General features: G+C 65.2%; 23 protein-coding genes. 5 read left to right on the top strand and 18 right to left on the bottom strand.

Annotated elements, in window-relative coordinates; genetic code table 11:
- Nucleotides 1–186: 186 nt before the first annotated feature.
- The gene (locus tag AC1VNY_RS32755; protein WP_482408262.1) at nucleotides 187–843 is read right to left on the bottom strand and encodes a YqgE/AlgH family protein; all 657 of its coding nucleotides are present in this window, start codon (nucleotides 841–843) and stop codon (nucleotides 187–189) included.
- Nucleotides 844–979: 136 nt separating this feature from the next.
- Here AC1VNY_RS32755 and AC1VNY_RS32750 point away from each other — a divergent pair, with 136 nt between their 5' ends.
- Nucleotides 980–1,819, top strand: coding sequence for a protein-disulfide reductase DsbD domain-containing protein (locus tag AC1VNY_RS32750; RefSeq protein ID WP_482408261.1), 840 nt, complete (start codon nucleotides 980–982; stop codon nucleotides 1,817–1,819).
- A gap of 190 nt (nucleotides 1,820–2,009) precedes the next feature.
- On the top strand, nucleotides 2,010–3,392 hold the full coding sequence (locus tag AC1VNY_RS32745; protein WP_482408264.1) for an oligosaccharide flippase family protein: 1,383 nt from the start codon (nucleotides 2,010–2,012) through the stop codon (nucleotides 3,390–3,392).
- Nucleotides 3,393–3,476: 84 nt separating this feature from the next.
- Here the strand turns inward: AC1VNY_RS32745 and AC1VNY_RS32740 are convergent, their stop codons facing one another.
- The 14 genes from AC1VNY_RS32740 to cysG form a co-directional block, all read right to left on the bottom strand.
- Complete coding sequence (locus AC1VNY_RS32740; protein WP_482408260.1) at nucleotides 3,477–4,493, bottom strand: MFS transporter; 1,017 nt, start codon at nucleotides 4,491–4,493, stop codon at nucleotides 3,477–3,479.
- Nucleotides 4,494–4,681: 188 nt separating this feature from the next.
- On the bottom strand, nucleotides 4,682–6,073 hold the full coding sequence (locus AC1VNY_RS32735) for an FAD-binding oxidoreductase (RefSeq protein WP_482408259.1): 1,392 nt from the start codon (nucleotides 6,071–6,073) through the stop codon (nucleotides 4,682–4,684).
- A 203-nt stretch (nucleotides 6,074–6,276) separates the two neighbouring features.
- Nucleotides 6,277–7,065, bottom strand: coding sequence for a 3-hydroxybutyrate dehydrogenase (locus AC1VNY_RS32730; protein WP_304498496.1), 789 nt, complete (start codon nucleotides 7,063–7,065; stop codon nucleotides 6,277–6,279).
- Between the two features lie 12 nt (nucleotides 7,066–7,077).
- A complete protein-coding gene (locus tag AC1VNY_RS32725; RefSeq protein WP_438077346.1) occupies nucleotides 7,078–8,247 on the bottom strand; it encodes a DUF3734 domain-containing protein in 1,170 nt (389 codons plus the stop codon).
- A 185-nt stretch (nucleotides 8,248–8,432) separates the two neighbouring features.
- Entirely contained in the window at nucleotides 8,433–8,930 is a 498-nt protein-coding gene (locus tag AC1VNY_RS32720; RefSeq protein WP_028342239.1) for a CAP domain-containing protein, read from the bottom strand.
- A gap of 402 nt (nucleotides 8,931–9,332) precedes the next feature.
- Entirely contained in the window at nucleotides 9,333–10,382 is a 1,050-nt protein-coding gene (locus tag AC1VNY_RS32715; RefSeq protein ID WP_028342240.1) for a sulfate/molybdate ABC transporter ATP-binding protein, read from the bottom strand.
- Nucleotides 10,372–11,334 carry a sulfate ABC transporter permease subunit CysW gene (gene cysW / locus AC1VNY_RS32710; protein WP_375764067.1) on the bottom strand — a complete coding sequence of 321 codons (963 nt, stop codon included), beginning with the start codon at nucleotides 11,332–11,334 and terminating at the stop codon, nucleotides 10,372–10,374. The genes AC1VNY_RS32715 and cysW overlap by 11 nt, the downstream gene beginning before the upstream one ends.
- 8 nt (nucleotides 11,335–11,342) lie before the next feature.
- Nucleotides 11,343–12,149: a sulfate ABC transporter permease subunit CysT gene (gene cysT, locus AC1VNY_RS32705; protein ID WP_028342242.1), complete on the bottom strand. Its 807-nt coding sequence runs from the start codon at nucleotides 12,147–12,149 to the stop codon at nucleotides 11,343–11,345.
- A gap of 50 nt (nucleotides 12,150–12,199) precedes the next feature.
- Nucleotides 12,200–13,189, bottom strand: coding sequence for a sulfate ABC transporter substrate-binding protein (locus AC1VNY_RS32700; RefSeq protein WP_482408258.1), 990 nt, complete (start codon nucleotides 13,187–13,189; stop codon nucleotides 12,200–12,202).
- Nucleotides 13,190–13,393: 204 nt separating this feature from the next.
- Nucleotides 13,394–14,122 (bottom strand): phosphoadenylyl-sulfate reductase, encoded by a 729-nt coding sequence (locus AC1VNY_RS32695; protein WP_482408257.1) that lies wholly within the window; start codon nucleotides 14,120–14,122, stop codon nucleotides 13,394–13,396.
- Entirely contained in the window at nucleotides 14,119–14,634 is a 516-nt protein-coding gene (locus tag AC1VNY_RS32690; RefSeq protein ID WP_028342245.1) for a DUF934 domain-containing protein, read from the bottom strand. Before AC1VNY_RS32690 ends, AC1VNY_RS32695 begins: the two co-directional genes overlap by 4 nt.
- Nucleotides 14,621–16,276, bottom strand: a complete 1,656-nt coding sequence (locus AC1VNY_RS32685) for a nitrite/sulfite reductase (RefSeq protein ID WP_482408256.1) — start codon at nucleotides 16,274–16,276, stop codon at nucleotides 14,621–14,623. Before AC1VNY_RS32685 ends, AC1VNY_RS32690 begins: the two co-directional genes overlap by 14 nt.
- A 12-nt stretch (nucleotides 16,277–16,288) precedes the next feature.
- Entirely contained in the window at nucleotides 16,289–16,606 is a 318-nt protein-coding gene (locus AC1VNY_RS32680) for a DUF2849 domain-containing protein (protein WP_028334721.1), read from the bottom strand.
- On the bottom strand, nucleotides 16,603–18,054 hold the full coding sequence (cysG, locus tag AC1VNY_RS32675; RefSeq protein ID WP_482408255.1) for a siroheme synthase CysG: 1,452 nt from the start codon (nucleotides 18,052–18,054) through the stop codon (nucleotides 16,603–16,605). The genes AC1VNY_RS32680 and cysG overlap by 4 nt, the downstream gene beginning before the upstream one ends.
- A gap of 247 nt (nucleotides 18,055–18,301) precedes the next feature.
- On the opposite strand from cysG, the gene cysD reads away from it, so the two are divergent.
- The 3 genes from cysD to AC1VNY_RS32660 all read left to right on the top strand — a co-directional run bounded on the left by cysD (nucleotide 18,302) and on the right by AC1VNY_RS32660 (nucleotide 23,388).
- Nucleotides 18,302–19,096 carry a sulfate adenylyltransferase subunit CysD gene (cysD, locus tag AC1VNY_RS32670; protein ID WP_038386140.1) on the top strand — a complete coding sequence of 265 codons (795 nt, stop codon included), beginning with the start codon at nucleotides 18,302–18,304 and terminating at the stop codon, nucleotides 19,094–19,096.
- A 63-nt stretch (nucleotides 19,097–19,159) separates the two neighbouring features.
- A complete protein-coding gene (cysC, locus tag AC1VNY_RS32665; protein WP_482408254.1) occupies nucleotides 19,160–21,079 on the top strand; it encodes an adenylyl-sulfate kinase in 1,920 nt (639 codons plus the stop codon).
- A 146-nt stretch (nucleotides 21,080–21,225) separates the two neighbouring features.
- Nucleotides 21,226–23,388 (top strand): malate synthase G, encoded by a 2,163-nt coding sequence (locus AC1VNY_RS32660; RefSeq protein ID WP_482408253.1) that lies wholly within the window; start codon nucleotides 21,226–21,228, stop codon nucleotides 23,386–23,388.
- 440 nt (nucleotides 23,389–23,828) lie between these two features.
- Here the strand turns inward: AC1VNY_RS32660 and AC1VNY_RS32655 are convergent, their stop codons facing one another.
- The 3 genes from AC1VNY_RS32655 to AC1VNY_RS32645 form a co-directional block, all read right to left on the bottom strand.
- Nucleotides 23,829–23,984, bottom strand: coding sequence for a Thivi_2564 family membrane protein (locus AC1VNY_RS32655; RefSeq protein WP_085970696.1), 156 nt, complete (start codon nucleotides 23,982–23,984; stop codon nucleotides 23,829–23,831).
- 112 nt (nucleotides 23,985–24,096) lie between these two features.
- Nucleotides 24,097–24,729, bottom strand: a complete 633-nt coding sequence (locus AC1VNY_RS32650; protein WP_482408252.1) for a DUF2865 domain-containing protein — start codon at nucleotides 24,727–24,729, stop codon at nucleotides 24,097–24,099.
- Between the two features lie 91 nt (nucleotides 24,730–24,820).
- Nucleotides 24,821–25,651 carry a L,D-transpeptidase gene (locus AC1VNY_RS32645; RefSeq protein ID WP_482408251.1) on the bottom strand — a complete coding sequence of 277 codons (831 nt, stop codon included), beginning with the start codon at nucleotides 25,649–25,651 and terminating at the stop codon, nucleotides 24,821–24,823.
- Nucleotides 25,652–25,660: the final 9 nt, after the last annotated feature.

The raw sequence follows: 25,660 nt of genomic DNA, 5'->3' as shown, positions 1-25,660 counted from the left end.
AGTGTGTATAAGAGACAGTCCTGACAGACTTCCAAGACACAGGGACCCATAACCACCGGGTGCCGTTATTGCGCGACGCTGTGGCCCCAGCGCGGTGCCGCAACTGCATGCGGTGGTTATGGGTCCCTGCTTTCGCAGGGACGACACCGTGAATGTGGACGGATGGTCGACGACGTCAGCGGGGCGCTACGCGTGGCCGGCGTCGTTGGAGAGCATGCCGGCCTCGATGCCGATCTTGCGCAAGGCGCGCGCGTATTTCTCGTCGACGTCGGTGCCGAAGATCAGCTCCGGATCCGCGTCGCAATGCAGCCAGCCATTGTGCTGGATCTCGTTCTCGAGCTGGCCCGGCGCCCAGCCGGCATAGCCGAGCGCGAGGATCGCGTGCTTGGGCCCGGCGCCCTTGGCGATCGCCTTGAGAATATCGACGGTCGCGGTGAGCGAGATGCTGTCGTCGATGTTCAGCGTCGCATCCTGAATGTAGAAGTCGCTGGAATGCAGCACGAAGCCGCGGCCGGTGTCGACCGGCCCGCCCTTCATCACCTTCATCATCTCGGCATTCTCGGGCAGCTGGATCTGATCCGACTTCTCGATGATGTCGAGTTGCACCAGCAGCCCGGGGAAATCGATGCTGCCGGCCGGACGGTTGACGATGATGCCCATCGCGCCCTCGGAGGAATGCGCGCACATGTAGATCACGGAGCGTTCGAAGCGCGGGTCGTTCATGACAGGCATCGCGATCAGCATCTGGCCGTCGAGATAGCCGCCTTCGGCGGCATGGGCACCGACGGCCGGGCTTCTGCCGGTGGTCTTGCGAGTCTTGCCTGTTTTGCCTTCAGGGCGCATCCGCAAAGGCCTTTCCTGCTGATTTGGCATCCTGATATCGGGTGGCGGTTCTGTCAATCAACCATCGACCGCCGTGCGGCGATGCATCACAAGCAATTCAATGGTTTGCACCGAAAGTTGCAGGTAAAGACGTCTCATGATCGTCATAGTTCCCTTGCGTGCCGCATTTGGCGTTGCCGCCCTGTTTTCCGTCGCATGTATGGCAACGGAGGTCCGCGCCGACGACGCCTCGCCGTGGCAACAGGACACGCATTCGGCGGTGCGGCTGCTCGCCGGATCGCGCAGCGGCGCGGTGCTGCTTGGCGGCATTGCGTTCCAGTTGCAGGATGGCTGGAAGACCTATTGGCGGACGCCCGGCGATTCCGGCGTGCCGCCGCGGTTCGATTTCTCCAGGTCGGATAACGTCGAGGCGGTCACCGTGATGTGGCCGGCGCCGCGGCAATTCGACGACGGCGCCGGCGGCACCTCGCTCGGCTACAAGCACCAGGTGGTATTGCCGCTGCGCATCGTGGCAAAGAATCCCGACAAGCCGCTGGTGCTGCGCGCCGACATCAACTACGCGGTGTGCGAGAAGCTGTGCGTGCCGGTGGAGGCGAAGGCCGAGCTGGCGTTCGCGAGCGTCGCATCGACCGAGGACGCCGCGCTGTCGGAAGCGCTCAACGCGGTGCCGAAGCCCGCCAATATCGGCGACCCCATCCCGTTTTCGATCCGCGACGTCAAGCGCGACGGCAAGAACAACGTGCTGGTCGATGTCAGCGCGCCCGAGAGTAAAGACCTCAGCCTGTTCGTCGAGGGGCCGACGCCCGACTGGGCGCTGCCGGTGCCCAAGCTCGTCGCGCACGCGCCGCCGGGCGTGAAGCGCTTCTCTTTCGAGCTCGACGGCCTGCCGCCCGGCGCCAAGGCCGACGGCGCCGCGCTGAAGCTGACGCTGGTCAGCGGCGACAAAAGCTACGAATTCAATATCAATTTGAATTGAGCCGTCGGGTCATTCCGGGGCGATGCAGCGCATCGAACACGGAATCTCGAGGTCCCGGGTCCAGTGCTTCGCACTGCCCGGGACGACCCCGTAGGGGTGCAGTCACCCAACCCAATCTTAACGTTTCGTTGATAGATCGGAGGCCATTGCCGCCTCGCGGCGCTTTAGGAATTTTTCCGCCTTGGCTGTGATGGAGACACAATCCGCAACCTCCGCGCCATTGGGCCGGGCCGCACGCCTGCGAGGCCTCGCCGCGCGCGCGCTCGGCGGCACCAAGGAGGCGTCGGTCACCAATCGCCTCGCCGGCATGATCTTCGCCATCCGCGTCATCAGCGCCGCCATCGCCTATCTCGCCCAGATCCTGCTGGCGCGCTGGATGAGCGGCTCGGATTACGGCATCTATGTCTATGTCTGGACCTGGGTGCTGCTGCTCGGCAGCACGATGGATTTCGGCATCGCGCCCTCCGCGCAGAAGATCATTCCGGAATACCGCGCGCGCGGCGACCTCGCGGCGCTGCGCGGCTTCCTCTCCGGCGGCCGCTGGGTGGTGCTGGCGACGTCCAGCATGGTCGCGCTGCTGCTCGCCGGCGTGATCCACCTCGCTTCGCCCTGGATCGATCCCAGCGCGGTGGTGCCGCTCTATATCGGCTGCCTGACCTTGCCGCCCTTCGTCGTCGCCAACACCCAGGACGGCATCTCCCGCGCGCATGACTGGATGCAGCTCGGCCTGATGCCGCAGTTCATCGTGCGGCAGGGGCTGATCATCGCGCTGACCGCCGGCGCGCTGGCGCTCGGGCTCAATCTCGGCGCCACCGCGGCGATGATCGCGAGCGCGGCCGCGGTGTACATCGCGGCGATCGGCCAGATGGTCGTGCTCAACCGCCGCCTCACCGCCCATCTCGGGGTCGGCGAGAAGAGCTACGACGTCAAGGGCTGGTTCGCGATCTCGCTGCCGATCATGCTGGTCGAGAGCTTCTATCTGCTGCTCGGCTACACCGACGTGCTGATGCTGCAGCAATTCCGCTCGTCCGAGGAGGTCGGCATCTATTTCGCCGTGGTGAAGACGCTGGCGCTGGTGTCGTTCGTGCACTACGCGATGGCGGCGACCACCGCGCACCGCTTCGCCGAATACAACGCGCTCGGCGACAAGGACCGGCTGTCGGCCTATGTCGCGCACGCCATCAGCTGGACGTTCTGGCCCTCGCTGCTCGCAACCGTCGCCCTGCTGGCATTCGGCAAGCCGCTGCTGTGGCTGTTCGGCCCGAAATTCGTCGACGGCTACAGCATCATGTTCGTCGCCGCGATCGGGCTCGTGGTCCGCTCGGCGATCGGGCCGGTCGAGCGCCTGTTGAACATGCTTGGCCACCAGAGCATCTGCGCCACCGCCTATGCGGTGTCGTTCCTGATGAATGTCGGGCTCTGCATCGCCCTCGTCCCCCGCTACGGCGGCATGGGCGCCGCCGCCTCGACCTCGCTGTCGCTGACCTTCGAGACGATCCTCTTGTTCTATGTGGTGCGCTCGCGCCTCGGGCTGCACGTGCTGGCATTCGGCAAGCGGCGACCGGCGCCGTAGCATCCCGCCGGACGCGGCCTAATGCGATGGCATGACCGCCGCCGGACTGGAAAACCTGCCTGACCGCGTTCAGCCTTGCGCCTGTCAGGCGCGCCTGACGTCCGCCTGCTGCCAATGGTGGCCGGCAACCATACGGCGGAAGAACCACAGCACGGCCGGGCAAGCCAGCAGCACGGCGGCGCCGAAGTCGAGCGCCGCGCCGGCGGAGCCGACCGAGGTGGAGAGCTTTCCTCCGATCGCAGGTCCGGCCAGCATGCCGGCGTAGAAGACGGTGTAGAATATTCCCATTCCGATCGGCCGCGTCTTCTGCTCGAGCACACGCGCAGGCAGGCTCATGATCGCACCGGCAGGCAGGCCGCAGAGGATTCCAAGAGCGATGACGACGGGAAGCACCGTGCCGCTGCGCGACAGGAGCAGTGTCAGGAGCGCGAAGGCGATGCAGCCCGTGACCAGGATGACCTCGCCGCGCCTCGTCCGATCGGCGAGGAAGCCGCCCAACGGCACCGAAAGCGCGGCGAGCCAGAGCACGATACTGATGGTTGATCCGGCTGCGGCGGCGGACCAGCCTTGCTCGACAAGCATCGACGGACCGAAACTGAAGATCATCGCAAAGCCGATGTTGTAGAGACACCAGATCAGGCCGGCGGCAATCACGGCGCAGATCGTGTCGGCGGTCAGGCTGCTGCGCTCGCCTTCAACCGCGACGGCCGCATCCGGCGCGCGATAGACCAGAGCGATGAGGCCGAGACCGACCAGGATCACCCCGGCGACGGCGAGGTTGACGGCATGGAGTCCGAGCGTGGCTCCGATTGCCGGCAACAGCATGAGAGCGACGGCGATGCCGGCCGGCCATGAGTTGATGAAAATGGCCATCGCTGTGGCGATTTCCCGGCCAGCAAACCAGTCCGCGACCATCTTGGTCATCAGAACGTTCAGGAGGACGCCGCCGATGCCGGCAGTCAGTCGGCCCGCGATCTGCACGCTCCACGACGTTGACGTGGTCATCAGCAGTTCGCCTGCCAGCATCATCAGGAGACCGGCAAGGACCACCACCTTGTCGCCATAGCGGCGGCCGATCGCGCCGCCAGGCAAGGCAAGCAAGGCGCCCGGCGCAAAGTAGAGCCCGATCAGAACGCCGATATCGGCGAGGCTCGCCCCAGGCCCCGGCTAAGCTGCGGCGCGATGGCCGCGACGCTCTGAAACTGAAAGGCGATGGTGGCACGGGCGACGAACAGAGCAGCAAGAATGGTCCAGCGGCTTCGCATTTGGATTTTCTCCGATGCCCAGAACTATGTCGTCGGCTTGATGTTCTGGTTCAGGCGGAAGAAATTCGTCGGATCGTATTTGTTCTTGAGCGCGACGAGACGTGCGTAATTTTCGCCATAGGCGTCGCGCACCCGGTCTTCGCCCTCATCTCCCAGGTTGTTGGCATAGACGCCGCCGGTCGAATAGGGCCTGACGGCACTCCACAGCTCGCGCGCCCAACGCATGTTCGCCTCGTCACCGGCCGGATCGTCCCAGATCGCGACCGGGAAGCAGTCGAACGCCGCATCGCGGTTTGCGTAGGGCGAGTTCGATACCGGAACCCGTGCAATTGCGCCGCCGACATGCTGGAGGACCAGCAAGGACGAGGTGTTGGGGGCTCTCGCATAGGCATCGAGCAGCGCGTCGATCGCGCCTGCACCGATCTCGCGCAGGAACTGCGCCTTCCAATAATAGCGGCGTCCCCGGGGAAACAGGGCATCGCCACCCGACTGAATCTCGAGATAGGGGACGGTTGCGAGGCGCGTCTCGACGGGCGAGCCGAACTTGACGATCGGCGAAAGGGCGCGCTCACCGTCATGATGCGGGCCGACGTAGCAACCGGAGATGTTGAAGAACCGGTCGCCCGACGGCAGCGTCACAAGGGCCGCATCGACGTTGACCTCGTCGGCAGCGTTTCGGGCGAATTCATCGTAGAACTGCATGGCCTCGCGCGCCTGATCGTAAGGATGAAGCGTTGACGCGACGGGCAACGACGTGCCGATCGGATGCAACTGGTATTCGAACGCAGTCACGATGCCGAAATTGCCGCCGCCGCCTCTCAAGCCCCAGAGCAGGTCGGGGTGTTCGGTCGCGCTGGCCCTCAAGACCTGTCCCTCGGCTGTCACCACTTCGGCGGCAATCAAATTGTCGCAGGTCAACCCGTATTTTCGCCCGAGCTTGCCGAAGCCGCCGCCAAGCGTCAGCCCGGCGATGCCGGTGTCGCTGTTGACCCCCATCGTGGTCGCCAGGCCGTGCGCCTGCGTGGCACGATCGAATTCGCCGAGATCGAGGCCGGCCTCCGCGCGCGCGGTACGCCGGAGCGGATCGACGTCGATGCGTTTCATCCGCGACAGGTCGATGACCATGCCGCCGTCACAGACCGAGAGGCCGGCGACATTGTGGCCTCCGCTGCGAACGGCCACCGGGAGCGTGCCGGACCGCGCGAACGTCACAGCCTCGACCACGTCCTGGGTATCCGCGCAGTAGGCGATCATGGCCGGCCGCCTGTCGACGGCGCCGTTCCAGACCCTGCGCGCCTCGTCGTAACCGGCGCTCCCGGCGAGGACCACCTGGCCCTTGAGCCGTAGCTGGGAGGTGGGCCGAAGCTCGGAATGCGATTTGCCCATCACCTCGTCATATGGCTGCCGCTGCTCCATCCGATTTGCTCCTCGCCACGAATGCCCATGCCATCATCTCACGGCGTGCCAAATCGTCCTGAATCCGATCGGAAAAAGTTGCGAAAATTTGCCAAAAAGGGATGGCTCCAGGCGATGGCGACGCTTGCAGCCTCAAAGCAAAAGCCGGCCCTGATCCAATCAGGGCCGGCTTGTCTCTTAGGCCGCCAAATCCCGCCGGAAAATTACTCCGCGGTCCAGCCGCCGTCGATCGAGTAGTTGGAGCCGGTGATCTGCGCGGCGTCGTCGCTGCACAGGAACAGCGCAAGCGCTGCAACTTGATCCGAAGTCACGAACTCCTTGGTCGGCTGCGCGGCGAGCAGCACGTCCTTGATGACCTGCTCCTTGGTCATGTTGCGCGCCTTCATGGTCTCCGGGATCTGGTGCTCGACCAGCGGGGTCCAGACATAACCCGGGCTGATGCAGTTGCAGGTGATCTTGTGCTGCGCGAGCTCCAGCGCCACCGTCTTGGTGAGGCCGGCAATGCCGTGCTTGGCCGAGACATAGGCCGACTTGAAGGGCGAAGCGACCAGCGAGTGCGCCGAGGCGGTGTTGATGATGCGGCCCCAGCCGCGCTTCTTCATGCCGGGCACCGCGGCGCGGATGCCGTAGAACGCCGACGACAGATTGATCGCGATGATCGCTTCCCACTTCTCCGGCGGGAATTCCTCGATCGGCGACACGAACTGGATGCCGGCATTGTTGACGAGGATATCGACCGAACCAAAGGTCTTCTCGCCGAGCGCAATCATGTCGGCGATCTCGGCCGGCTTGGTCATGTCGGCCGGCGAATGCACGGCCTTGACCTTGAAGTCGGTCTCGATGCCGGAACGTTCCTTCTCGATATCGGCCGGAACGCCCATGCCGTTGAGAACGATATTGGCGCCGGCACCGGCGAAGGCGCGCGCGATCGCCAATCCGATGCCGCTGGTCGAGCCGGTCACAACGGCGGTCTTGCCTGTCAACGTACCCATTATCGGTCGCTCCTATTTGCTTGCGGGGGGTGTGGGTTCATCCCCCGTGAGGTCGTAAGTCACCATGGTTTCCCCGGACTGCGGCCGTTCTAGCCATTCTTTGTGACGCATCGACAAATGCACGTCGCGGACGCCCGCGCCCCAGTGCTCGACCATCGCAACATGGGAGAAGTCGTAGTCCTTCGAGGAGCTCTCGTAGTTCTTGCTCTTGTAGATCAGGTGAACCACCGTGACGGTGTTCTCCTTGGACGCCTTGCGCAGCAGCTCGACCGACGGATCGTTCTTCAGGTAATCGGGCAGCTTGCCGATCAGGTCGCGCACCGCCATGCGGGCGTTGTGGATCTGCCTGTTCTTGTCGGTGTTCATCCGCGTCCGGCTGGAATAGCGGATGTCCTTTTCGCGCTCGGCGGCCTCCAGCAGCGTCTCCGGCAACGGCCCGCGCGCGCTGAACAGATCGACCTGGAAGATCAGGAGATCGCGGCTGGTCTCCTCGTCGAGCACGAAGTCGAGCGGGGTGTTGGAGGCGATGCCGCCGTCCCAGTAATGCTCGCCCTCGATGACGACGGACGGAAAGCCCGGCGGCAGCGCGCCCGAGGCCATGATGTGCTCGGGGCCTATCTTCTTGCCGAGCTTCCTGAACTCGTAATTGTCGAAATAGCGGAAATTGCCCGAGGTGACGCTGACCGCGCCGACCGACAAGCGCGTCTTCAGATCGTTGATGCGGTCGAAATCAACCAGGCGCTCCAGCGTCTTCTTCAGGGGCGCGGTGTCGTAATAGCTCAGCGATTGCGAGCTGCCGGGCGGCCACAGCGGCGCCGGCGGAATCCGCGGCGTGAAGAAGCCGGGCACGCCGAAGGTCGCGATGATGGCGGCGCTGGTCTCGTTGAACAGCGAGCGGGCGCGCTCATGCTTCGAGACCGGATTCCACGGCACCGGCGCCGACACCATCTCCCAGAATTCCTTCAGCCGCGGCACGCGCTCGGCCGGCTCGTTGCCGGCGATGATCGCGGCGTTGATGGCGCCGATCGAGATGCCGGCGATCCATTCCGGCTCAAAGCCTGCGTGGCAGAGGGCCTGAAAGGCGCCGGCCTGATAGGAGCCGAGCGCGCCGCCGCCCTGAAGAACCAGCACGCGCTGCGCTTGCGCGGGCGTCGAGGCCGGCGCGGAATCCGAAGTATCCATGCGTAACCGTTGGGTCAGGAAATGACTTGAGGTGCACCGTGGCGGCTGTTCGCCGCGGCGTCAATCAACGAGATGCAGGGCTCTTCGTTTGAGCATGATCTCCGCGCAAACGCTTCGCGTTTGTCGCAGGGATAACCGCCTCACACTTCCGGATCATGCTCCAGATCACGCGGAATTTATCGAGATCAGGTTGCCGCCAAAATGAGCGTCCAGAACACCTTGTACTTGGTGTTGGGTGCATAGACCGCCGCGATGCCCATTTTTGTGACACCGCCCTTCAGCATATTGGCCTTGTGCGGCGGTGAATCGCGCCATCCCGAAAAGGCTTCGGCAAGCGTGTGATAGCCGGCCGAGATGTTCTCGACCGCCACCGTCGCGGGATAGCCCCCGGCCTGCAGCCGCTTACCGAGCGGGGCCTTCACGTCATGGTCCATCTTGTTGCGGGCGGCCATCGCCTGCGATTGCTGCTCGGCGAGCTTGGTCAGGTCCGGATCCACCACGACGGTGCCAAGACCATTGTTCTGGCGGTACTGCGAGAACATGATCGCGGCGGCCTGGCTATCCAGCACCGCGCCGGGCTGTGCCATGTTGAGATACATGGTCGGTTCTTCCGGGAGTTTGGTGTCGGCGGCGCAGCCGGCAAGCACCAGAAGCCCGAACAGGGCGACCGTCGTCCGTTTCACTTTTGAGAACCCCCAAGGTTGGCCCGCCGTTGTTGCATACCAACCGTGGCTGAATGGTGAACAGGGGCTAACTTTTGGCCATCAAAGGCCACCGCGCCCCGGGCCCCGTAGCCCGGATGGAGCGGAGCGCAATCCGGGGAACGGTCGATCCGCGGAACGAAGTCCCGGATGACGCGGAGCCTGTCATCGGGCGCGCGTTCGCGCGACCCGTTGGCTTCATCCGGGCTACGGGGCCTCGGTGATCGGCCCGCTTCCCCTTCCCCCTGAAAGGGGGAAGGTCGGGATGGGGGTCGGTCACAGGCGACAGCGATGCTGCGGAGGCAAGATCCCCGCCCGCTTTGCTCTGGCGAGCAAAGCGACCTCCCCTTTTCAAGGGGAGGTTCGGGTCGAGCGGGTCGGGCCCTACTCCTGGGCGGCAAAGATCCGGTAGCGGCGGGGCTGCAGGGAGACGATTTCGCCGGCCTGGAGCTCGCGGTCGCGGGGGGCGTCGATCTCGATCACGGTCTTGCCCTCGCTGCCCGACAGGGCCACCTCGGCGCGCTGGATCGGACCGAATGAACGGACATGCCGGATGGCGCCTTCCAGGGCGCCGGTTCCGGCCGGGCCGACCGCCATGTCGTGGCGGCGGACGAACAGTTTTGCCGCGCCCGATGCCGCGCCGAGCGCCGGAATGTTCAGGGGACGGCCGTCCAGCCGCACCGCATCGCCGGCGACGTCGACCGGCAGCACGATGGATTCGCCGATGAAGCCGTGCACGAAGGCGGTCGCCGGATTGTCATAGACCTCGCCGGGCGAGCCGATCTGCTCGATCTTGCCCTTGTCCATCACCACGACGCGGTTGGCGACTTCGAGCGCTTCTTCCTGGTCATGGGTGACGAAGATCGAGGTGACGTGGATCTCGTTGTGCAGCGAGCGCAGCCATTGCCTGAGCTCCTTGCGCACCTTGGCATCGAGCGCGCCGAACGGCTCGTCGAGCAAGAGGATCCGCGGCTCGATCGCGAGCGCGCGCGCCAGCGCGATGCGCTGGCGCTGGCCGCCGGACAATTGGCTGGGATAGCGGTTGGCCAGCCAATCGAGCTGCACCAAGTCGAGCAACTCCTTGACGCGGGCACGGATCGTCGCTTCGTCCTTGCGGATCGCGCGCGGCTGCACCCGCAGGCCGAAGGCGACGTTCTCGAACACCGTCATGTGGCGGAACAGCGCGTAGTGCTGGAACACGAAGCCGACCTGGCGCTCGCTGGCGCCGCGCGAGAGCGCATTCTCGCCGTCGATCGCGACCTCGCCCGAGTCGGGCCAGTCCAGGCCCGCGATGATGCGCAGCAGCGTCGTCTTGCCGGAACCCGACGGACCGAGCAGGGCCAGCAACTCGCCGTCGGCGACCTTGAGATCGACATTGTCGAGCGCGGCGAAGCTGCCGAACGTCTTTACGATATTCTTGACTTCAATCGCCATCGGGCACCTCTGCCTCGTCGAGCCGCCGCTCAAGAACGGTTTTCGCCACCAGGGTGATCAGCGCCAGCATCGCGAGCAGCGACGCGATCGCGAACGAGGCGACGAACTGGTATTCGTTGTAGAGAATTTCGACCAGCAGCGGCATCGTGTTGGTCTCGCCACGGATGTGGCCGGAGACGACCGACACCGCGCCGAACTCGCCCATCGCGCGCGCGTTGCAGAGCAGGACGCCGTACAGCAGGCCCCATTTGATGTTGGGCAGCGTGACGCGGAAGAAGGTCTGCAGGCCGGAGGCGCCGAGCGAGATCGCCGCCTCCTCTTCCTGGGTGCCCTGCTCCTGCATCAGCGGGATCAGCGCGCGCGCCACGAAGGGGAAAGTGACGAAGATCGTCGCCAGCGCGATGCCGGGCACCGCGAACAGGATGTGGACGTTATGCGCCTGCAGCCACGGCCCGAAATAGCCCTGCGCGCCGAACAGCAGCACGAAGACCAGGCCCGAAATCACCGGCGAAACCGAGAACGGCAGGTCGATCAGCGTGATCAGGAAGGTCTTGCCGGTGAACTCGAACTTCGAGATCGCCCAGGCCGCGATCACGCCGAACACGAGATTGAGCGTGACCGAGATCGCGGCGATCAAGAGCGTCAGCTTGATGGCGGCGAGCGCCTCGGGCTCCGCCAGCGCCGCGAAATAGGCGACGACACCTTTCGAGAACGCCGACGCAAACACCACGACCAGCGGCAGCACGACGAAAATGCTGAGGAAGGCGATCGCGAGCGCGATGATGATGAAGCGGACCGGGCCGGGCTCGGTGCGCAAATTGCGCTGCGCCGTCCCCGGCTCCGCGCGCGCGATCTCGAGCCGCGGCGCCGGCGCCGCCACGCTGACATCGGTCGCGGGTGCGTAGGTCCGCAGTTGCGTGGTCGAGGTCACCAATCCCGTCTGCATCGACATCTTGAGCCTCAATGCACGGGGATGCGGGCCTGCGCCCAGCGCTGCAGCCGGTTGATCAGGAAGATGATCAGGAACGAGGCCACCAGCATCACGACCGCGATCGCGGTGGCATCGGCATAGCGGAATTCGGACAGCCGGATCACGATCAACAGCGGCGCGATCTCGGAGACATTGGGCAGATTGCCCGCGATGAAGATCACCGAGCCGTATTCACCGATGGCGCGGGCGAAGGCCAGCGCGAAGCCGGTGAGCAGCGCCGGGATCAGGCTCGGCAGGATGACGCGAAACACGGTGTGCCAGCGATTGGCGCCGAGGCTCGCCGCCGCCTCCTCGATCTCGGGATCGAGATCGATCAGCACCGGCTGCACCGTGCGCACCACGAACGGAATGCCGATGAAGATCATCGCGATGAAGATCCCGATCGGCGTGAACGCGACCTTGATGCCGAGCTCGGCGAGCGGCGCGCCGAGCCAGCCCTTCTGGGCGAACAGCTGCGTCAACGCGACGCCGGCGACCGCCGTCGGCAAGGCAAAGGGAATGTCGACGATGGCGTCGAACAGTCGCCGGCCGGGAAAGCGGTAGCGCACCAGCGCCCAGACGATGATGGTGCCCATCACCAGGTTGACGCAGGCGGCCGCAAACGAAAGCCCAAACGAAATCTTCAGGGCGTTCAGGGTGCGGCGGCTGGTGATGATGCCCCAGAACTGGTCGAGGCTGAGCTCGAACGTCTTGAGGAACAGCGCGGCCAGCGGAATCAGGATGATAACGGAGAGCCATGTCAGGGTCAGTCCCATGGTGAGACCGAACCCCGGCAGGGTACTGCGCCGTGCAACCGCTGTGCTCACATATCCCCCTGATAATCCGATCAGTTCTTGTAAATCTGATCGAAGATGCCGCCCTCGGCGAAGTGCTCCTTCTGCGCCTTGGTCCAACCACCAAAAACGTCGTCGATGGTGAAAAGTTCAACCTTGGCGAAGGATTTTTCGTACTCCTTGGCGATCTCGGGATCGCGCGGCCGGTAGGAGTTGCGCGCGGCGATCTCCTGGCCTTCCTTGGTGTACCAGTACTTCAGATAGGCCTCGGCGACGGCGCGGGTGCCCTTCTTGTCGGCCACCTTGTCGACCACCGCGACCGGCGGCTCGGCCAGGATCGACCGCGGCGGGGCCACGATCTCGAACCTGTCCGCACCGAATTCGCGCAGCGCCAGAAAGGCCTCGTTCTCCCACGCCAGCAGCACGTCGCCGACGCCGCGCTCGACGAAGGTCACGGTCGAGCCGCGCGCGCCGGTGTCGAGCACCGGCACGTTCTGATAGAGATCGGCGACGAACTTCTTCGCCTTGTCGGCTGATCCGAACTTCTTCTGCGCATAGCCCCAGGCGGCGAGATAATTCCAGCGCGCGCCGCCCGAGGTCTTCGGGTTCGGCGTGATGACGCTGACGCCGGGCTTGATCAAATCGTCCCAATCCTTGATGCCCTTGGGATTGCCCTTGCGCACCAGGAACACGATGGTCGAGGTGTAGGGCGAGGCATTGAGCGGCAGCCGCTTCTGCCAGTCGGCGGCGATCAGGCCCTTGCCCGCGATCGCATCGATGTCATAGGCAAGCGCCAGCGTGACGACATCGGCCTGCAATCCGTCGATCACCGAGCGCGCCTGCGAACCCGAGCCGCCATGCGACTGCTTGATCTCGACGCTCTTGCCGGTTTCCTTCTGATAGGCCGCGGCGAACGCCTTGTTGAAATCGACATAGAGCTCGCGCGTCGGATCGTAGGACACGTTCAGCAGCGAATAGTCGGCCGCAAAGGCCGAGCTCGCCCACAACAGTCCCGCGACCAGCGGCAGGATACGACGGATCATTTCTGTCTCCATTCAACCTGAGAAATGTCAGGGAACATGCAAGACATAACTCACGGCGAAGTGGTCTTAAGTCAACGAAACCGGTTTTCTTTGTTTTCGGCGGCGCAGCGCGCTTGTGCTACGAGGTCGCCGCACTGCGAAGGCTTTGTAGCGTCGCCAAATCGCGATGAACCGTCATCGCGATCGAGCGCCCTGCTCCATGCCCTATGACATCTTCATTGTATGGATGCCGCATTCCGTCTTGGCCCGGCCGCGCCAGCGGCCGTCGCGCGCATCCTCGCCGGCAGCGGACCGGCTGCTGCAAGGCATACACCCGACCGACTGATATCCCGATGCGACAAGTGGATGCGGCGGCAGCTTGCCGAGCGTGTAGATCGCCTCGATCTCCTCGCGGGAGACATTGGCGAACGGATTGAATTTCAGCCTGACGCCGTCATCCTCGACAACCGGGATGTCGGCGCGGGCACCGCCCTGGAAACGCTTGCGGCCGTTGATCCAGCCGGCGAACGGCTTCAGCGCGCGCGCCAGCGGCTCGACTTTGCGGATGCGGCAGCAGGCGTCGGGATCGGTGAACCACAATTCGCGGTCCGGATCCTGTCGCGACAGCGCTTCCTCATCGGGCTTGATCGAACGCACATCGGTGAGGCCGAGCGTTTCGATCAGCGTGTCACGGTAAGCCAGCGTCTCCTCGAACAGCCAGCCGGTATCGAGAAACACCACCGGAATCGCCGGATCGACGTCCGCCATCACCTTGAGCAGCGCGGCGGACTCGGTGCCGAACGACGACACCAGCGCCACTTTCTCGCGGCCGAGCGTCCTGACCGCGGCCGCGATCACCTCGGCGGGTGATGCCGTGCGCAGCGCGCGATCGAGCACATCGGCCGCGGGCAATGCGGCCGGGGCCACTGCGAGCTCTGGTGCAAGCGTGCTCACTGGCCGGCGCTCTCCGAGTGACGCAGCTGCGTGCGGCGGTTGAGTGCGGTGACGCGGCCGTCGCCGGTCGGCTGGTAGAACACCGAATAGCGCTTCATGGTCGCGGCAAACGCGTCGGCATCGGCATCCTTCTTCACCTCGAAGGCGTCGAAGCCGGCGCGCGTCATGAACACGAACTGGTCGCGCAGGATCTGGCCGGTGGCGCGCAGCTCGCCGTCATAGCCGTAACGCTCGCGCAGCAGACGGGCCTGGCTGTAGGCGCGGCCGTCGCGGAAGGTCGGAAACACCAGCGCGACCGAGGCCAGCCGATCGAGATGCGGCACGAGATCGTCGAGGTTGCGGTTGTTCGGCCAGATCACGCCTAGCTTGCCGGGACGGCGCAGCAGCGCCTCCGGATCGGCGAGAAAGCGCTCGGCGCTCACCAGCACCGCGCCATCGCCCGGCAGCTCGGCGCCGTCGGCGACATGCACGAACAGATCGGTGGTGATTCTTCCCTGCTTAACGAGTGGCATAGACCCGCTCCCTGATAGGCTCGACGCCCAGACGCTTCACCGTATCGACGAACAATTCCTCGGGACGGTCGCGCAGCGCGAGATAGGCTTCGACAATGTCTTCGATCACATCGGCGACTTCCGCATAGGGAACGGCCGGGCCGATCAGCGTGCCCAACTGCGCGCTCTCGTCGGCGCGGCCGCCGATCGTGATCTGGTAGAATTCCTCGCCGTTCTTCTCGACGCCGAGAATGCCGATGTGGCCGACATGGTGATGGCCGCAGGCATTGATGCAGCCGGAGATGTTGATGTGCAGCCGGCCGATCAGGTCGGCGGTGTCGTGGTTGGCGAAGCGGCGCGTCAGCTCCTGCGCGATCGGGATCGAGCGCGCGTTGGCCAGCGAGCAGTAATCCAGCCCGGGGCAGGCGATGATGTCGGTGACGAGGTTGACGTTCGGCGTCGCGAGGCCGAGGCGATCGAGCGCCTTGAACAGCTGCGGCAGGTCGCGCTTGGCGACGTGCGGCAGCGCCAGGTTCTGCTCGTGGCCGACGCGGATCTCGCCGAACGAATATTTGTCGGCGAGGTCGGCGACCGCGTCCATCTGCTCCGCGGTGGCATCGCCCGGAGGGCCACCGACCGGCTTCAGCGACAGCGTCACAATCGAGTAGCCCTGCACCTTGTGCGCCGACACCGAGTTCTTGCGCCAGCGCTCGAACAGCTTGTCATGCGCGGCCTGCTTCAGCTCGTCCGGCATGTGCGGCAGCTTCTCGTAAGGCGGATAGGAGAAGCGCGAGCGGACCTCCTCGATGGCGGTGTGATCGAGCGTCAGCCCGACATCGCCCATCGCCTTCCACTCCTCCTCGACTTCCCTGGCGAACTTCTCGATGCCGAGCTCGTGCACCAGGATCTTGATGCGCGCCTTGTAGATGTTGTCGCGGCGGCCGTACTGGTTGTAGACGCGCAGGATCGCCTCGATGTAGCTCAGGATGTCGCGGCCCGAAACGAACGGCTTGATGGTCTTGGCGATGAACGGCGTGCGGCCGAGGCCGCCGCCGACCAGCACCTCGAAGCCGGTCTCGCCGTCGGCATTCTTGTGCAGGCGCAGCCCGATATCGTGGATCTTGATCGCGGCGCGATCGTGCTCGGCGGCCGTGATCGCGATCTTGAACTTGCGCGGCAGGAACGAGAATTCCGGATGCAGTGTGGTGTGCTGGCGGATCAGCTCCGACCAGATCCGCGGATCTTCGATCTCGCCCGGCGCGACGCCGGCCCACTGGTCCGAGGTGACGTTGCGCATGTTGTTGCCGGAGGTCTGCATCGCATGGATGCCGACTTCGGCAAGATCGGCCAGCGCGTCGGGCAGCTCGGCGAGCTTGATCCAGTTGAACTGGATGTTCTGCCGCGTGGTGAAGTGGCCGTAGCCGCGATCGTAGCGGCGCGCGACATGGGCGAGCCGGCGCAGCTGCTTCGACGACAGCGTGCCGTAGGGGATCGCGACGCGGAACATGTAGGCGTGCAACTGTAAATACACGCCGTTCTGCAAGCGCAGGATCTTGAATTCGTCCTCGGTGAGCTCGCCGGAAAGGCGGCGCTTCACCTGGTCGCGAAATTCCGAAACACGCTCGTTGATCAGCGTGCGGTCGAGTTCGTCATATGCATACATGATGGATGAGCCTTACGCCGGCACCTGGAGATCGATCGTGACGCCCTTGGCGCGGATATGTTCGCGAAGATTGCCCGGCTTGAGCTTGCCGCCGTCCTTGAGCTCGACCGGCGCGATGTAGGGGCCGACCGCGCCGACATCGTCGGCGGTGGCTTCGGCCAAGAGCGCGCGCGCGTCGTCGGAGGTGCTGACGACAGCGGAATCGGACAGTTCGGTGGACCAGCCTTGCTTGGCGGTTCGGTACACCACGGCACCATCCCAGGTGCGGTTGGCGGTCACCACCGAGGGGCCCGTGATCCTGATTTTCTTCTGTTCAAGCGGAGAGGTCATTCGGCAGCTTTCAGCAGTTCGGAGAACATCTGGTTGGAGAAGAGTTGGGTGACGTTGGACCGGCTCCACGGCGCGGAATGCGCGACCACGTCGCCGATGATGAGAATGGCGGGACCGCCATCGACCTGTTTGACGAGTTCCGGCAGCCGCGCCAGCGTGCCGACCGCGGCCTTGGCATCCGGCCGCGTCACGCGCGCGAACACGCCGACCGGCGTCTCCGGCGAGCGGCCCGCGGCAAGCATGCCTTCGCGGATCGAGGGCGCGGCGGTCATGCCCATATAGACGACGACGGTCATCTTCTTGTCTGTCAGCACCGACCAGTCGACGACCTCGGCATCGCGCGCCTTGTGCGCGGTGAGGAAGGTGATGCGCAGTGCCTCGTGCCTGAAGGTCAGCGGCACTTCGAATTGCGCGGCGGCGCCCAGACCGGCCGAGACGCCCGGAATGATGGAGTAAGCGACGCCGGCGTCGCGCAGCGCCTCGATTTCCTCGCCGCCGCGGCCAAAGATAAAGGGATCGCCGCCCTTCAGCCGCACCGCGCGCTGGCCCGACTGCGCCGCCTCGATCATCAATGCATTGATGGCGTCCTGGCCGATGCCGGGCTTGCCGACACGGCGGCCGACCGGGATCCGCGTGGCATCGCGCCGGATGCGGTCGAGAATTTCCGGCGACACCAACTCGTCATAGAACACGACGTCCGCATCCTGCAGCGCGCGCAACGCCTTCACCGTAAGCAGATCCGGATCGCCGGGACCGGCGCCGACCAGCGTCACGCGACCGATGGCCTTGCCTTCCGCGCTCGCGCCGGCGAATGCGGCGGGATCGGTGATCGCGTTCAGCGCCCGCTCGGCCTCGTCCTTGCGGCCGGCCAGCACCAGTGCGCCGATCGGGCCGTCGACGATGCGCTCCCAGAAGCGGCGGCGCAGCGGAAACTCTTCGATGCGGGCGTGGATCGATTTGCGGACGCCGCCGATGAAGCCGGCGAGATCGCCGGTCCGCGCCGGCAGCACCGCCTCGATCTTCTCGCGGATGCGGCGCGCCACCACCGGCGACGTACCGCCGGTGCCGACCGCGACCACGACATCGCCGCGATCGACGATCGCCGGCATGATGAAGGTGGAATGCACGAGGTCGTCCATCACATTGACCGGCAGGCCGATCGCTTTGGCACGCACCGACATCGCAACACCGATCTCGCCGGCGCCGGCACAGAGGACGGCGATGACATCGGAGAGATCGGCGGCGAGCGGATCGCCTTCGGCGCGCTCGATCCGCGCGGCGTCCTCCGCCGCGAGACCGGCAATGTCATGATCGCCGTCGGTTGCGTACCAGCGCACTGCGGCACCGGCGGCTGCAAGCAGCCGCAGCTTGGCGCGCACGAGCTCGCCCGCTCCAACGAGCAGCACCTTGCCACTTTGCAGATCCAGAAACACCGGCAGATATCGCATCAGACACTCGCTTCCCCAATTTGGGGGTTGACTGAAATTATTTTCTATTTATCTCTCGATCAAGCCCAGCAAAGAGAAAATTATTTCTTCTCTATTGCAACGCAACTTTAGAATTTTCAACTCCACAGGCCAAGGCCAAGAGATGCATCTTCTCGACAACGAATCCGTCGCCGCCAGGACGCGGTCCGCAGCCCTTAGCAATGCATCTTCCGTGCCGGGGATTCCCGCCAATCAGGCACCGCCGTCGATGGATCATCTCGACGAGCTGGAGGCGCAGAGCATCTACATTCTGCGCGAGGCGTTCGCCCGGCTGAAGAAGCTCGCGCTGCTGTGGTCGCTCGGCAAGGATTCCAACGTGATGATCTGGCTGGCGCGCAAGGCGTTCTTCGGCCGCGTCCCGTTCCCCGCGCTGCATGTCGACACCGGCAAGAAGTTTCCGGAGATGTATGCGTTCCGCGATCGGTTCGGAAAGGAATGGGACCTCGACCTGCGCGTCGAGCCCTGCCCGCCGATCGACAGCGTCGACCCGACTTTGCCGCCGGCCGCGCGCTCCGCCGCACGCAAGACCGAGGGGTTGAAGCTCGCACTCAACAAATTCGGCTTTGACGGACTGATCGCCGGCATCCGCCGCGACGAAGAGGCGACCCGCGCCAAGGAGCGCGTGTTCTCGCCGCGCGGTCTCGAGGGCGAATGGGACGTCCGCGACCAGCCGCCGGAGTTCTGGGACCAGTTCAACGCCTCGCCGCCGCAGGGCGCGCATTTGCGCATCCATCCGATCCTGCATTGGACCGAGGCCGACATCTGGGCCTACACCAAGCGCGAAGGCATTCCGATCATCCCGCTCTATCTCGCCAAGGACGGCAAGCGCTACCGCTCGCTGGGTGATGCCGACATCACCTTCCCGGTCGCCTCCACCGCCTCCAACATCGACGAGATCCTCACCGAGCTCGACGGCACCAAGGTCCCGGAGCGCGCCGGCCGCGCGCTCGACCACGAGACCGAGGATGCGTTCGAGCGGCTGCGCGTCGCCGGCTATCTCTGATCGACACTCGAAGCAACACCTGACTCCAAGCAACTTGGCTTCCCACTTCGTGCGAGCGTTCCGATGAACATGATCCTTCCCACCGCCTCGATCTCGGCAACGCCCAACGGCACGACGCGGCCGCAAGTGCGCATCGTCATCGTCGGCCACGTCGATCACGGCAAGTCGACGCTGGTCGGGCGTCTGTTGCATGAGACCGGCAGCCTGCCGGACGGCAAGCTGGAAATGCTGAAGGCGGTGAGCGCGCGGCGCGGCATGCCGTTCGAGTGGTCGTTCCTGCTCGATGCGCTACAGACCGAGCGCGACCAGGGCATCACCATCGACACCACCCAGATCCGCTTCCGCACCCGCTCGCGCGACGTCGTGCTGATCGACGCGCCCGGCCACGCAGAGTTCCTGCGCAACATGATCACCGGCGCCTCGCAGGCCGACGGCGCGGTGCTGATCATCGATGCGCTGGAAGGCGTGCGCGACCAGACCAGGCGGCACGGCTATCTCCTGCATCTGCTCGGCGTGAAGCAGGTCGCGGTCGTGGTCAACAAGATGGACCGGGTCGAGTTCAGCGCCGATCGCTTCAAGGAGATCAGCGACGAGATTTCCGCGCATCTGATCGGCCTCGGCGTGACGCCCACGGCGGTGATCCCGATCTCGGCGCGCGACGGCGACGGCGTCGCCGAGCGCACGGCGCGGATCGGCTGGTACCAGGGACCGACGGTGGTCGAGGCGCTCGATGCGCTCGAGCCGGCACGCCCGCTGGCCGAGCTGCCGCTGCGGCTGCCGGTGCAGGCGATTTACAAGTTCGACGACCGCCGCATCGTGGCCGGCCGCATCGAATCCGGCAGCCTGAAGGCCGGCGATGAGATCGTGATCATGCCGACCGGCAAGATCGCGCAGATCAAGACCGTCGAGAGCTGGCCGGTGACGCCGGCGGGCGGACCGCAGGGCGCCGGGCGCTCGGTCGGCATCACGCTCGACCGCGAATTGTTCCTCGAGCGCGGCGACATCATCGGACATTCCGGGCAGAGTCCGCGCGACACCCGCCGCATCCGCGCCCGGATCTTCTGGCTGCACGACAAGCCGCTGACCAAGGGCGAGCAGATCCTGATCCGGCTCGGCACCAAGGAAAGCCGCGCCACCGTGGTCGCGATCGAGAAGGCGATCGATCCCGGCGCGCTGTCCAACGAAGAGAACACCGCGATCGCACGCAACCATGTCGGCGAGATCGACATCTCGCTGGCGCAGCCGGTTGCAACCGATCCCTACACCGACAATCCGCGCACCGGCCGCCTCGTGATCGAGGTCAACGGCCGCATCGCCGGCGGCGGTCTCGTGCTGTCGGTCGACGCCGGCCGGCCGGCGGTGCCGGTCGATATCGTGCCGGTGGAATCCGCGCTGCGGCCGGACGAGCGTTCGGCGCGCTACCATCACAACGGCGCGGTGATCTGGCTGACCGGCCTGCCCGGCTCGGGCAAGTCGACCCTGGCGCGGGCGCTGGAGCGGCGCCTGTTCGGCAATGGCGGCTCGCCGATCCTGCTTGATGGCGACACGCTGCGTGCCGGGCTGAACGGCGATCTCGGCTTCTCGCCGCAGGACCGCGCCGAAAACATCCGCCGCCTCGCCGAAGTCGCGACCCATCTGGCGCGCAACGGCCATATCGCGATCGTCGCCGCGGTGTCGCCATCGTCCGCCGACCGTGCGGCAGCGCGCCGCATCGCCGACAGCGCATTCCGCGAAATCTATGTCGCGACGCCGGCCGAGGTCTGCGAGACCCGCGATCCCAAGGGCCATTACGCCAAGGCCCGCTCCGGCGGATTGCCGTCTTTCACCGGCATCACCAATGACTACCAGCCGCCGACCGGCAATGAACTGACCATCGACACCTCGAACCGCTCGGTCAGTGATGCCACCGACGAGATCGAGCGGATGCTGACCACGACCGGCATCCTGTTCGACGAACTGACCGACCTCGCGGCGAATATCTAGGCGGCGTGGCCTCCTCCTCTGGGGGGCCTTCTCAGAACCGTGGCTTTAGGGCTAAAAGGGCCGTGAACGCGGCCCTTTGGCGCGTTTTTTGCTGATTTCTTCTGAAAACAGCCCCTAAACGCCCCGTTTCTTTGAGAAAGCCCATCATGACTCGTGTCGATGCCCATGGATTGAAGATCGCCCCTGTCCTGTTCGATTTCATCGCCAAGGAGGCGACGCCGAAAACCGGGATCGCCCCGGATGCGTTCTGGGCCGGACTTGCCGCCATCATCCAGAAGCTCGGACCGAAGAACCGCGAGCTGCTCGCGGTCCGCGACGCGCTGCAGGCCAAGATCGACGACTGGCATCGCGCCAACAAGGGCAAGGCGTTCGACATCAACGCCTACACTGCGTTCCTCAAGGACATCGGCTACCTGCTGCCCGAGCCCGCGACCCACAAGGTCGAGACCGCAAATGTCGATGAGGAAATCGGCAAGATCTGCGGCCCGCAGCTGGTGGTGCCGCTCACCAACGCCCGCTACGCGCTGAACGCCGCCAACGCGCGCTGGGGTTCGCTGTACGACGCGTTCTACGGCACCGACGCGATCCCGCACGATCCGAGCGAGGCTGGGCGCGGTTACAACAAGGCTCGCGGCGACAAGGTGATCGCGAAGGCGAAGGCGTTCCTCGACGCCGCCGTGCCGCTTGCGACCGGAAGCCACACCGACGTGACCTCCTACGCCGTGATCGCGGGCCAGCTCTCGGTCAAGCTGAAGAGCGGCAATTCGACCGCGCTGAAGAACGCCGCCCAGTTCGCCGGCTATCAGGGCGACGCGGCCCAGCCTTCCGTGATCCTGCTCGTCAACAACGGCATGCATGTCGAGGTCAAGATCGACCGCAGCAACGTCATCGGCAAGGATGACCCGGCCGGCGTCGCCGACATGATCCTGGAATCGGCGGTCTCCACCATTCTCGACATGGAAGACTCGGTCGCCGCCGTCGACGCCGAGGACAAGGTGCTGGTCTATCGCAACACGCTCGGCCTGATGAACGGCACGCTGTCGGCCGATTTCGAGAAGGGCGGCAAGACGCTGACCCGCTCGCTCAATGCCGACCGCGTCTACAAGAAGCGCGACGGCAGCGAGCTGAAGCTGCACGGCCGCAGCCTGCTGCTGATGCGCAATGTCGGCCACCACATGTTCACCGACGCCGTGCTCGACGCCAAGGGCGAGGAAATCCCGGAAGGCATTCTGGACGCCGCGGTCGCTGGCCTGCTCGCGATCCACGACCTCAAGGGCAATTCCAAGGTCAAGAACAGCCGCACCGGCTCGGCCTATATCGTCAAGCCGAAGATGCACGGCCCCGACGAGGTGACGCTGACCTGCGACCTGTTCGCCGAGGTCGAGAAGATGCTCGGCCTGCCGGAGAACACGCTGAAGGTCGGCATCATGGACGAGGAGCGCCGCACCACGGTCAACCTCAAGGCCTGCATCCAGCGCGCCTCCAAGCGCATCATGTTCATCAACACCGGCTTCCTCGATCGTACCGGCGACGAGATCCACACCTCGATGGAAGCGGGTCCGATGATCCGCAAGAACGACATGAAGGCGCAGCCCTGGATCAAGGCCTATGAGGACTGGAACGTCGACAACGGCCTGATCGACGGCCTGCCCGGCCATGCCCAGATCGGCAAGGGCATGTGGGCCGCGCCCGACAAGATGGCCGACATGCTGGCGCAGAAGATCGGCCATCCGCAGGCCGGCGCCACCACCGCCTGGGTGCCGTCGCCGACCGCGGCCACGCTGCACGCGCTGCACTATCACCAGGTCAACGTGATCGCCCGGCAGCAGGAGCTCGCCAAGGGCGGGCCGCGCGCAAAGCTGTCCGACATCCTCACCATCCCGGTGTCGCAGTCGAACTGGGCGCCCGACGACGTCAAGCAGGAGATTGACAACAACTGCCAGGGCATCCTGGGCTACGTCGTGCGCTGGATCGACCAGGGCGTCGGCTGCTCCAAGGTGCCCGACATCCACGATGTCGGCCTGATGGAGGACCGCGCCACGCTGCGCATCTCGAGCCAGCACCTCGCGAACTGGCTGCACCAGGGCGTCATCACCAGGGATCAGGTGCTGGAGTCGCTGAAGCGCATGGCTGTCGTCGTCGACAAGCAGAACGCCGGCGATTCGCTCTACAAGCCGATGGCGCCTTCATTTGATGGCGTTGCCTTCAAGGCGGCTTGCGACCTGATCTTCGAAGGCCGCACGCAGCCGAACGGCTACACCGAATACATCCTCACCGCGCGCCGCCGCGAGGCCAAGGCCGCGGGCTGATCCGCGAGCGATCGCAACGACTAAGCAAAGCCCCGGTGCGAGCCGGGGCTTTTTTGTTGGCGCCGCGAGCCCGCCGTCGCAGGAGCGCACTGCCAAAATATCGAAAACAACCCCATGCAAAGGTGCCGGCGGCTGCCAGCGGACACGGCAACTTGACATCTGCGGTATTATTCTACTATTCCGAAATTGTGCAGCCTTGTAGCCATCCTTCAAGACGCCAGCCGTTGGCGGGCTCCTCGGATGACGGGGTGATTGCTCAGCTTGCTCGGCGTCATCACCCGCGCATGCGGGTGATCCAGTATTCCAGAGGCCGCAGTGCTTGAGCCGAGAGGCCGCGGCGTACTGGATCGCCCGGTCCATGTGCGCAATTGCGCACAGGCCGGGCGATGACAGCGGTGTATCGGTGTATCTACGTCATTGCGAGGAGCGAAGCGACGAAGCTAAAACACCGCCAGATACTTCAGCAGCGAGATAATGCCGATGATGATGACGACGGCGCGGGCGATCTGCTTGGCGCGGCCGTCGAGCGGCAGCATGTTGATGAGATAAAGAACGAGAATAACGACAAGGAAGGTGACGAGTACGCCGACGAGCATGCGGAGCCCCCTGATGGCATCGGTGAATGTGCTGTTCGCCCTTTGCTAACGTGCAGGAGGCAGGCCGGTTCCGCGCCAGGAACCGAAAGCGGCCACCCACGTGCGATCGACGCTATTCGCGTGCCAGCACCGCCGGCCGGCCATATTTGGCGCGGATGCGATCCGGCGCCGGCGTGAAGTTGAGCTGCGCGCCGCGCCGGTCCGGACGGCCCACCGACATTAGCCCGTCCTTGCCGGCAACGATGTCGCCCTTGCGCAAGGTCGGATCGTCCTCGATTTTCACCGCGGCGAGGCCGACCGAGTCCTTGCCGTTGCAGGTGCAGCCCGAGACCAGCTCGTCGCGATAGCGGAACGCGTTAGGGAGCTCGGAATACGGCTTGCCGTCTTCCGTCGCGGCGTTGTCGATATTGCCGCCATAGACCACTTCGGTCGCGCTCGCCGGGCAGAAGCTGTTGCAGCTTTCCGCCTTGCTCTGGTTGCCGGTCGCCGCAAGCGGGAAATAGCGGCCGTCGCAGGTCCGCACGCAATAGGCCTGGCCGACGTCATAGCGCAGACGGCGCTCGACCCGCGGCGCCATCGGCGCCGGGCCGTCGTCGAACGGCATCCGGATCACCGGCGGGCGGCCATGCATGAAGCCGCCGAACAGTTGCGAGAAAAAATCCTGAGCTTGCGCCGCAGGCGCAAGCGACAGGCCGAGCAATGCCGCCGTCCCGAACGCGCAGCGCCTTACGTGCCGTTTCACCATCACCGACCTCGGTACAATGCCGATCCCCAGGAGCCCCGTTCCGATTGAATCGGAACGCGGCTCTCGATTCTTGTTCTGACTCGTTTTCGCTCTAGTACAACGAGGAAGCCGTCGGGATGTTCATTGCCTGACGCCCCGAAGGCAGCGTCATCGCCGCTGGGCGCGGCCGCGCCGCGGCCGGCCGGACCGAGATCTGCGTCGTGGTCGGGCCGATCTCGCGCGCGGCGAGGTGCGGCGCGTTCTTCGGCAGCACCACGACCCTGGTGCCGACATCGACCCGGCTGAACAGGTCGGAAACGTCTTCATTGGTCAGGCGGATGCAGCCGGACGAGACGAACTTGCCGATCGTCGAGGGATCGTTGGTGCCGTGGATGCGGTACTCGCTGGAGCCGAGATACATCGCGCGCGCACCGAGCGGGTTGCCCGGGCCACCGGCCATGAAGCGCGGCAGATAGGGCTGGCGCCTGATCATCTCGGCCGGCGGATGCCAGTCCGGCCATTCCGCCTTGCGGCTGATGCTTTGCACGCCGGCCCAGGTGAAGCCCTCGCGGCCGACGCCGACGCCGTAGCGGATCGCCCGGCCGCCGCCGAGCACGTAATAGAGTGCGGTGTTGCCGGTATCGATGATGATGGTGCCGGGCGCCTCGGTCGTGTTGAGGGCGACGGTGGTCCGGCGCAGCCGCTCCGGCAGCGCGCCGTCCTCGCCGGCCCCACTCGAAGGGTCGTTCATCACCTCGTCGGCGGGAAATGCGCCCGGTTGCGTCGACGCATAGCCGAGCGCGGAAGAGCGGACCTGGGCGCTGGCCGACGTGCTGACGACAAGCGGCGTCACCAACAGGACGCTGCCGATGGCAAGAGTGCGGGCAAGGGTGCGCGCGGCGCGCGACGCAAGCCGGCGGCTGGAAACAAACTGCTGTGTCATGTGCTGCCC

The sequence above is a fragment of the Bradyrhizobium ferriligni genome (genome assembly GCF_056837965.1).
Note: the sequence above shows the minus strand (reverse complement) of the source record. Positions and strands in the feature narration are given on the sequence as shown.

What these genes read in the sequence shown, in the direction of transcription:
- AC1VNY_RS32755 (WP_482408262.1), bottom strand. Translation starts at nt 843, where the DNA reads ATGCGCCCTGAAGGCAAAACAGGCAAGACTCGCAAGACCACCGGCAGA.
- AC1VNY_RS32750 (WP_482408261.1), top strand. Translation starts at nt 980, where the DNA reads ATGATCGTCATAGTTCCCTTGCGTGCCGCATTTGGCGTTGCCGCCCTG.
- AC1VNY_RS32745 (WP_482408264.1), top strand. Translation starts at nt 2,010, where the DNA reads ATGGAGACACAATCCGCAACCTCCGCGCCATTGGGCCGGGCCGCACGC.
- AC1VNY_RS32735 (WP_482408259.1), bottom strand. Translation starts at nt 6,073, where the DNA reads ATGGAGCAGCGGCAGCCATATGACGAGGTGATGGGCAAATCGCATTCC.
- AC1VNY_RS32730 (WP_304498496.1), bottom strand. Translation starts at nt 7,065, where the DNA reads ATGGGTACGTTGACAGGCAAGACCGCCGTTGTGACCGGCTCGACCAGC.
- AC1VNY_RS32725 (WP_438077346.1), bottom strand. Translation starts at nt 8,247, where the DNA reads ATGGATACTTCGGATTCCGCGCCGGCCTCGACGCCCGCGCAAGCGCAG.
- AC1VNY_RS32715 (WP_028342240.1), bottom strand. Translation starts at nt 10,382, where the DNA reads ATGGCGATTGAAGTCAAGAATATCGTAAAGACGTTCGGCAGCTTCGCC.
- cysW (WP_375764067.1), bottom strand. Translation starts at nt 11,334, where the DNA reads ATGTCGATGCAGACGGGATTGGTGACCTCGACCACGCAACTGCGGACC.
- AC1VNY_RS32700 (WP_482408258.1), bottom strand. Translation starts at nt 13,189, where the DNA reads ATGATCCGTCGTATCCTGCCGCTGGTCGCGGGACTGTTGTGGGCGAGC.
- AC1VNY_RS32690 (WP_028342245.1), bottom strand. Translation starts at nt 14,634, where the DNA reads ATGCCACTCGTTAAGCAGGGAAGAATCACCACCGATCTGTTCGTGCAT.
- AC1VNY_RS32685 (WP_482408256.1), bottom strand. Translation starts at nt 16,276, where the DNA reads ATGTATGCATATGACGAACTCGACCGCACGCTGATCAACGAGCGTGTT.
- AC1VNY_RS32680 (WP_028334721.1), bottom strand. Translation starts at nt 16,606, where the DNA reads ATGACCTCTCCGCTTGAACAGAAGAAAATCAGGATCACGGGCCCCTCG.
- cysG (WP_482408255.1), bottom strand. Translation starts at nt 18,054, where the DNA reads ATGCGATATCTGCCGGTGTTTCTGGATCTGCAAAGTGGCAAGGTGCTG.
- cysD (WP_038386140.1), top strand. Translation starts at nt 18,302, where the DNA reads ATGGATCATCTCGACGAGCTGGAGGCGCAGAGCATCTACATTCTGCGC.
- cysC (WP_482408254.1), top strand. Translation starts at nt 19,160, where the DNA reads ATGAACATGATCCTTCCCACCGCCTCGATCTCGGCAACGCCCAACGGC.
- AC1VNY_RS32660 (WP_482408253.1), top strand. Translation starts at nt 21,226, where the DNA reads ATGACTCGTGTCGATGCCCATGGATTGAAGATCGCCCCTGTCCTGTTC.
- AC1VNY_RS32655 (WP_085970696.1), bottom strand. Translation starts at nt 23,984, where the DNA reads ATGCTCGTCGGCGTACTCGTCACCTTCCTTGTCGTTATTCTCGTTCTT.
- AC1VNY_RS32650 (WP_482408252.1), bottom strand. Translation starts at nt 24,729, where the DNA reads ATGGTGAAACGGCACGTAAGGCGCTGCGCGTTCGGGACGGCGGCATTG.
- AC1VNY_RS32645 (WP_482408251.1), bottom strand. Translation starts at nt 25,651, where the DNA reads ATGACACAGCAGTTTGTTTCCAGCCGCCGGCTTGCGTCGCGCGCCGCG.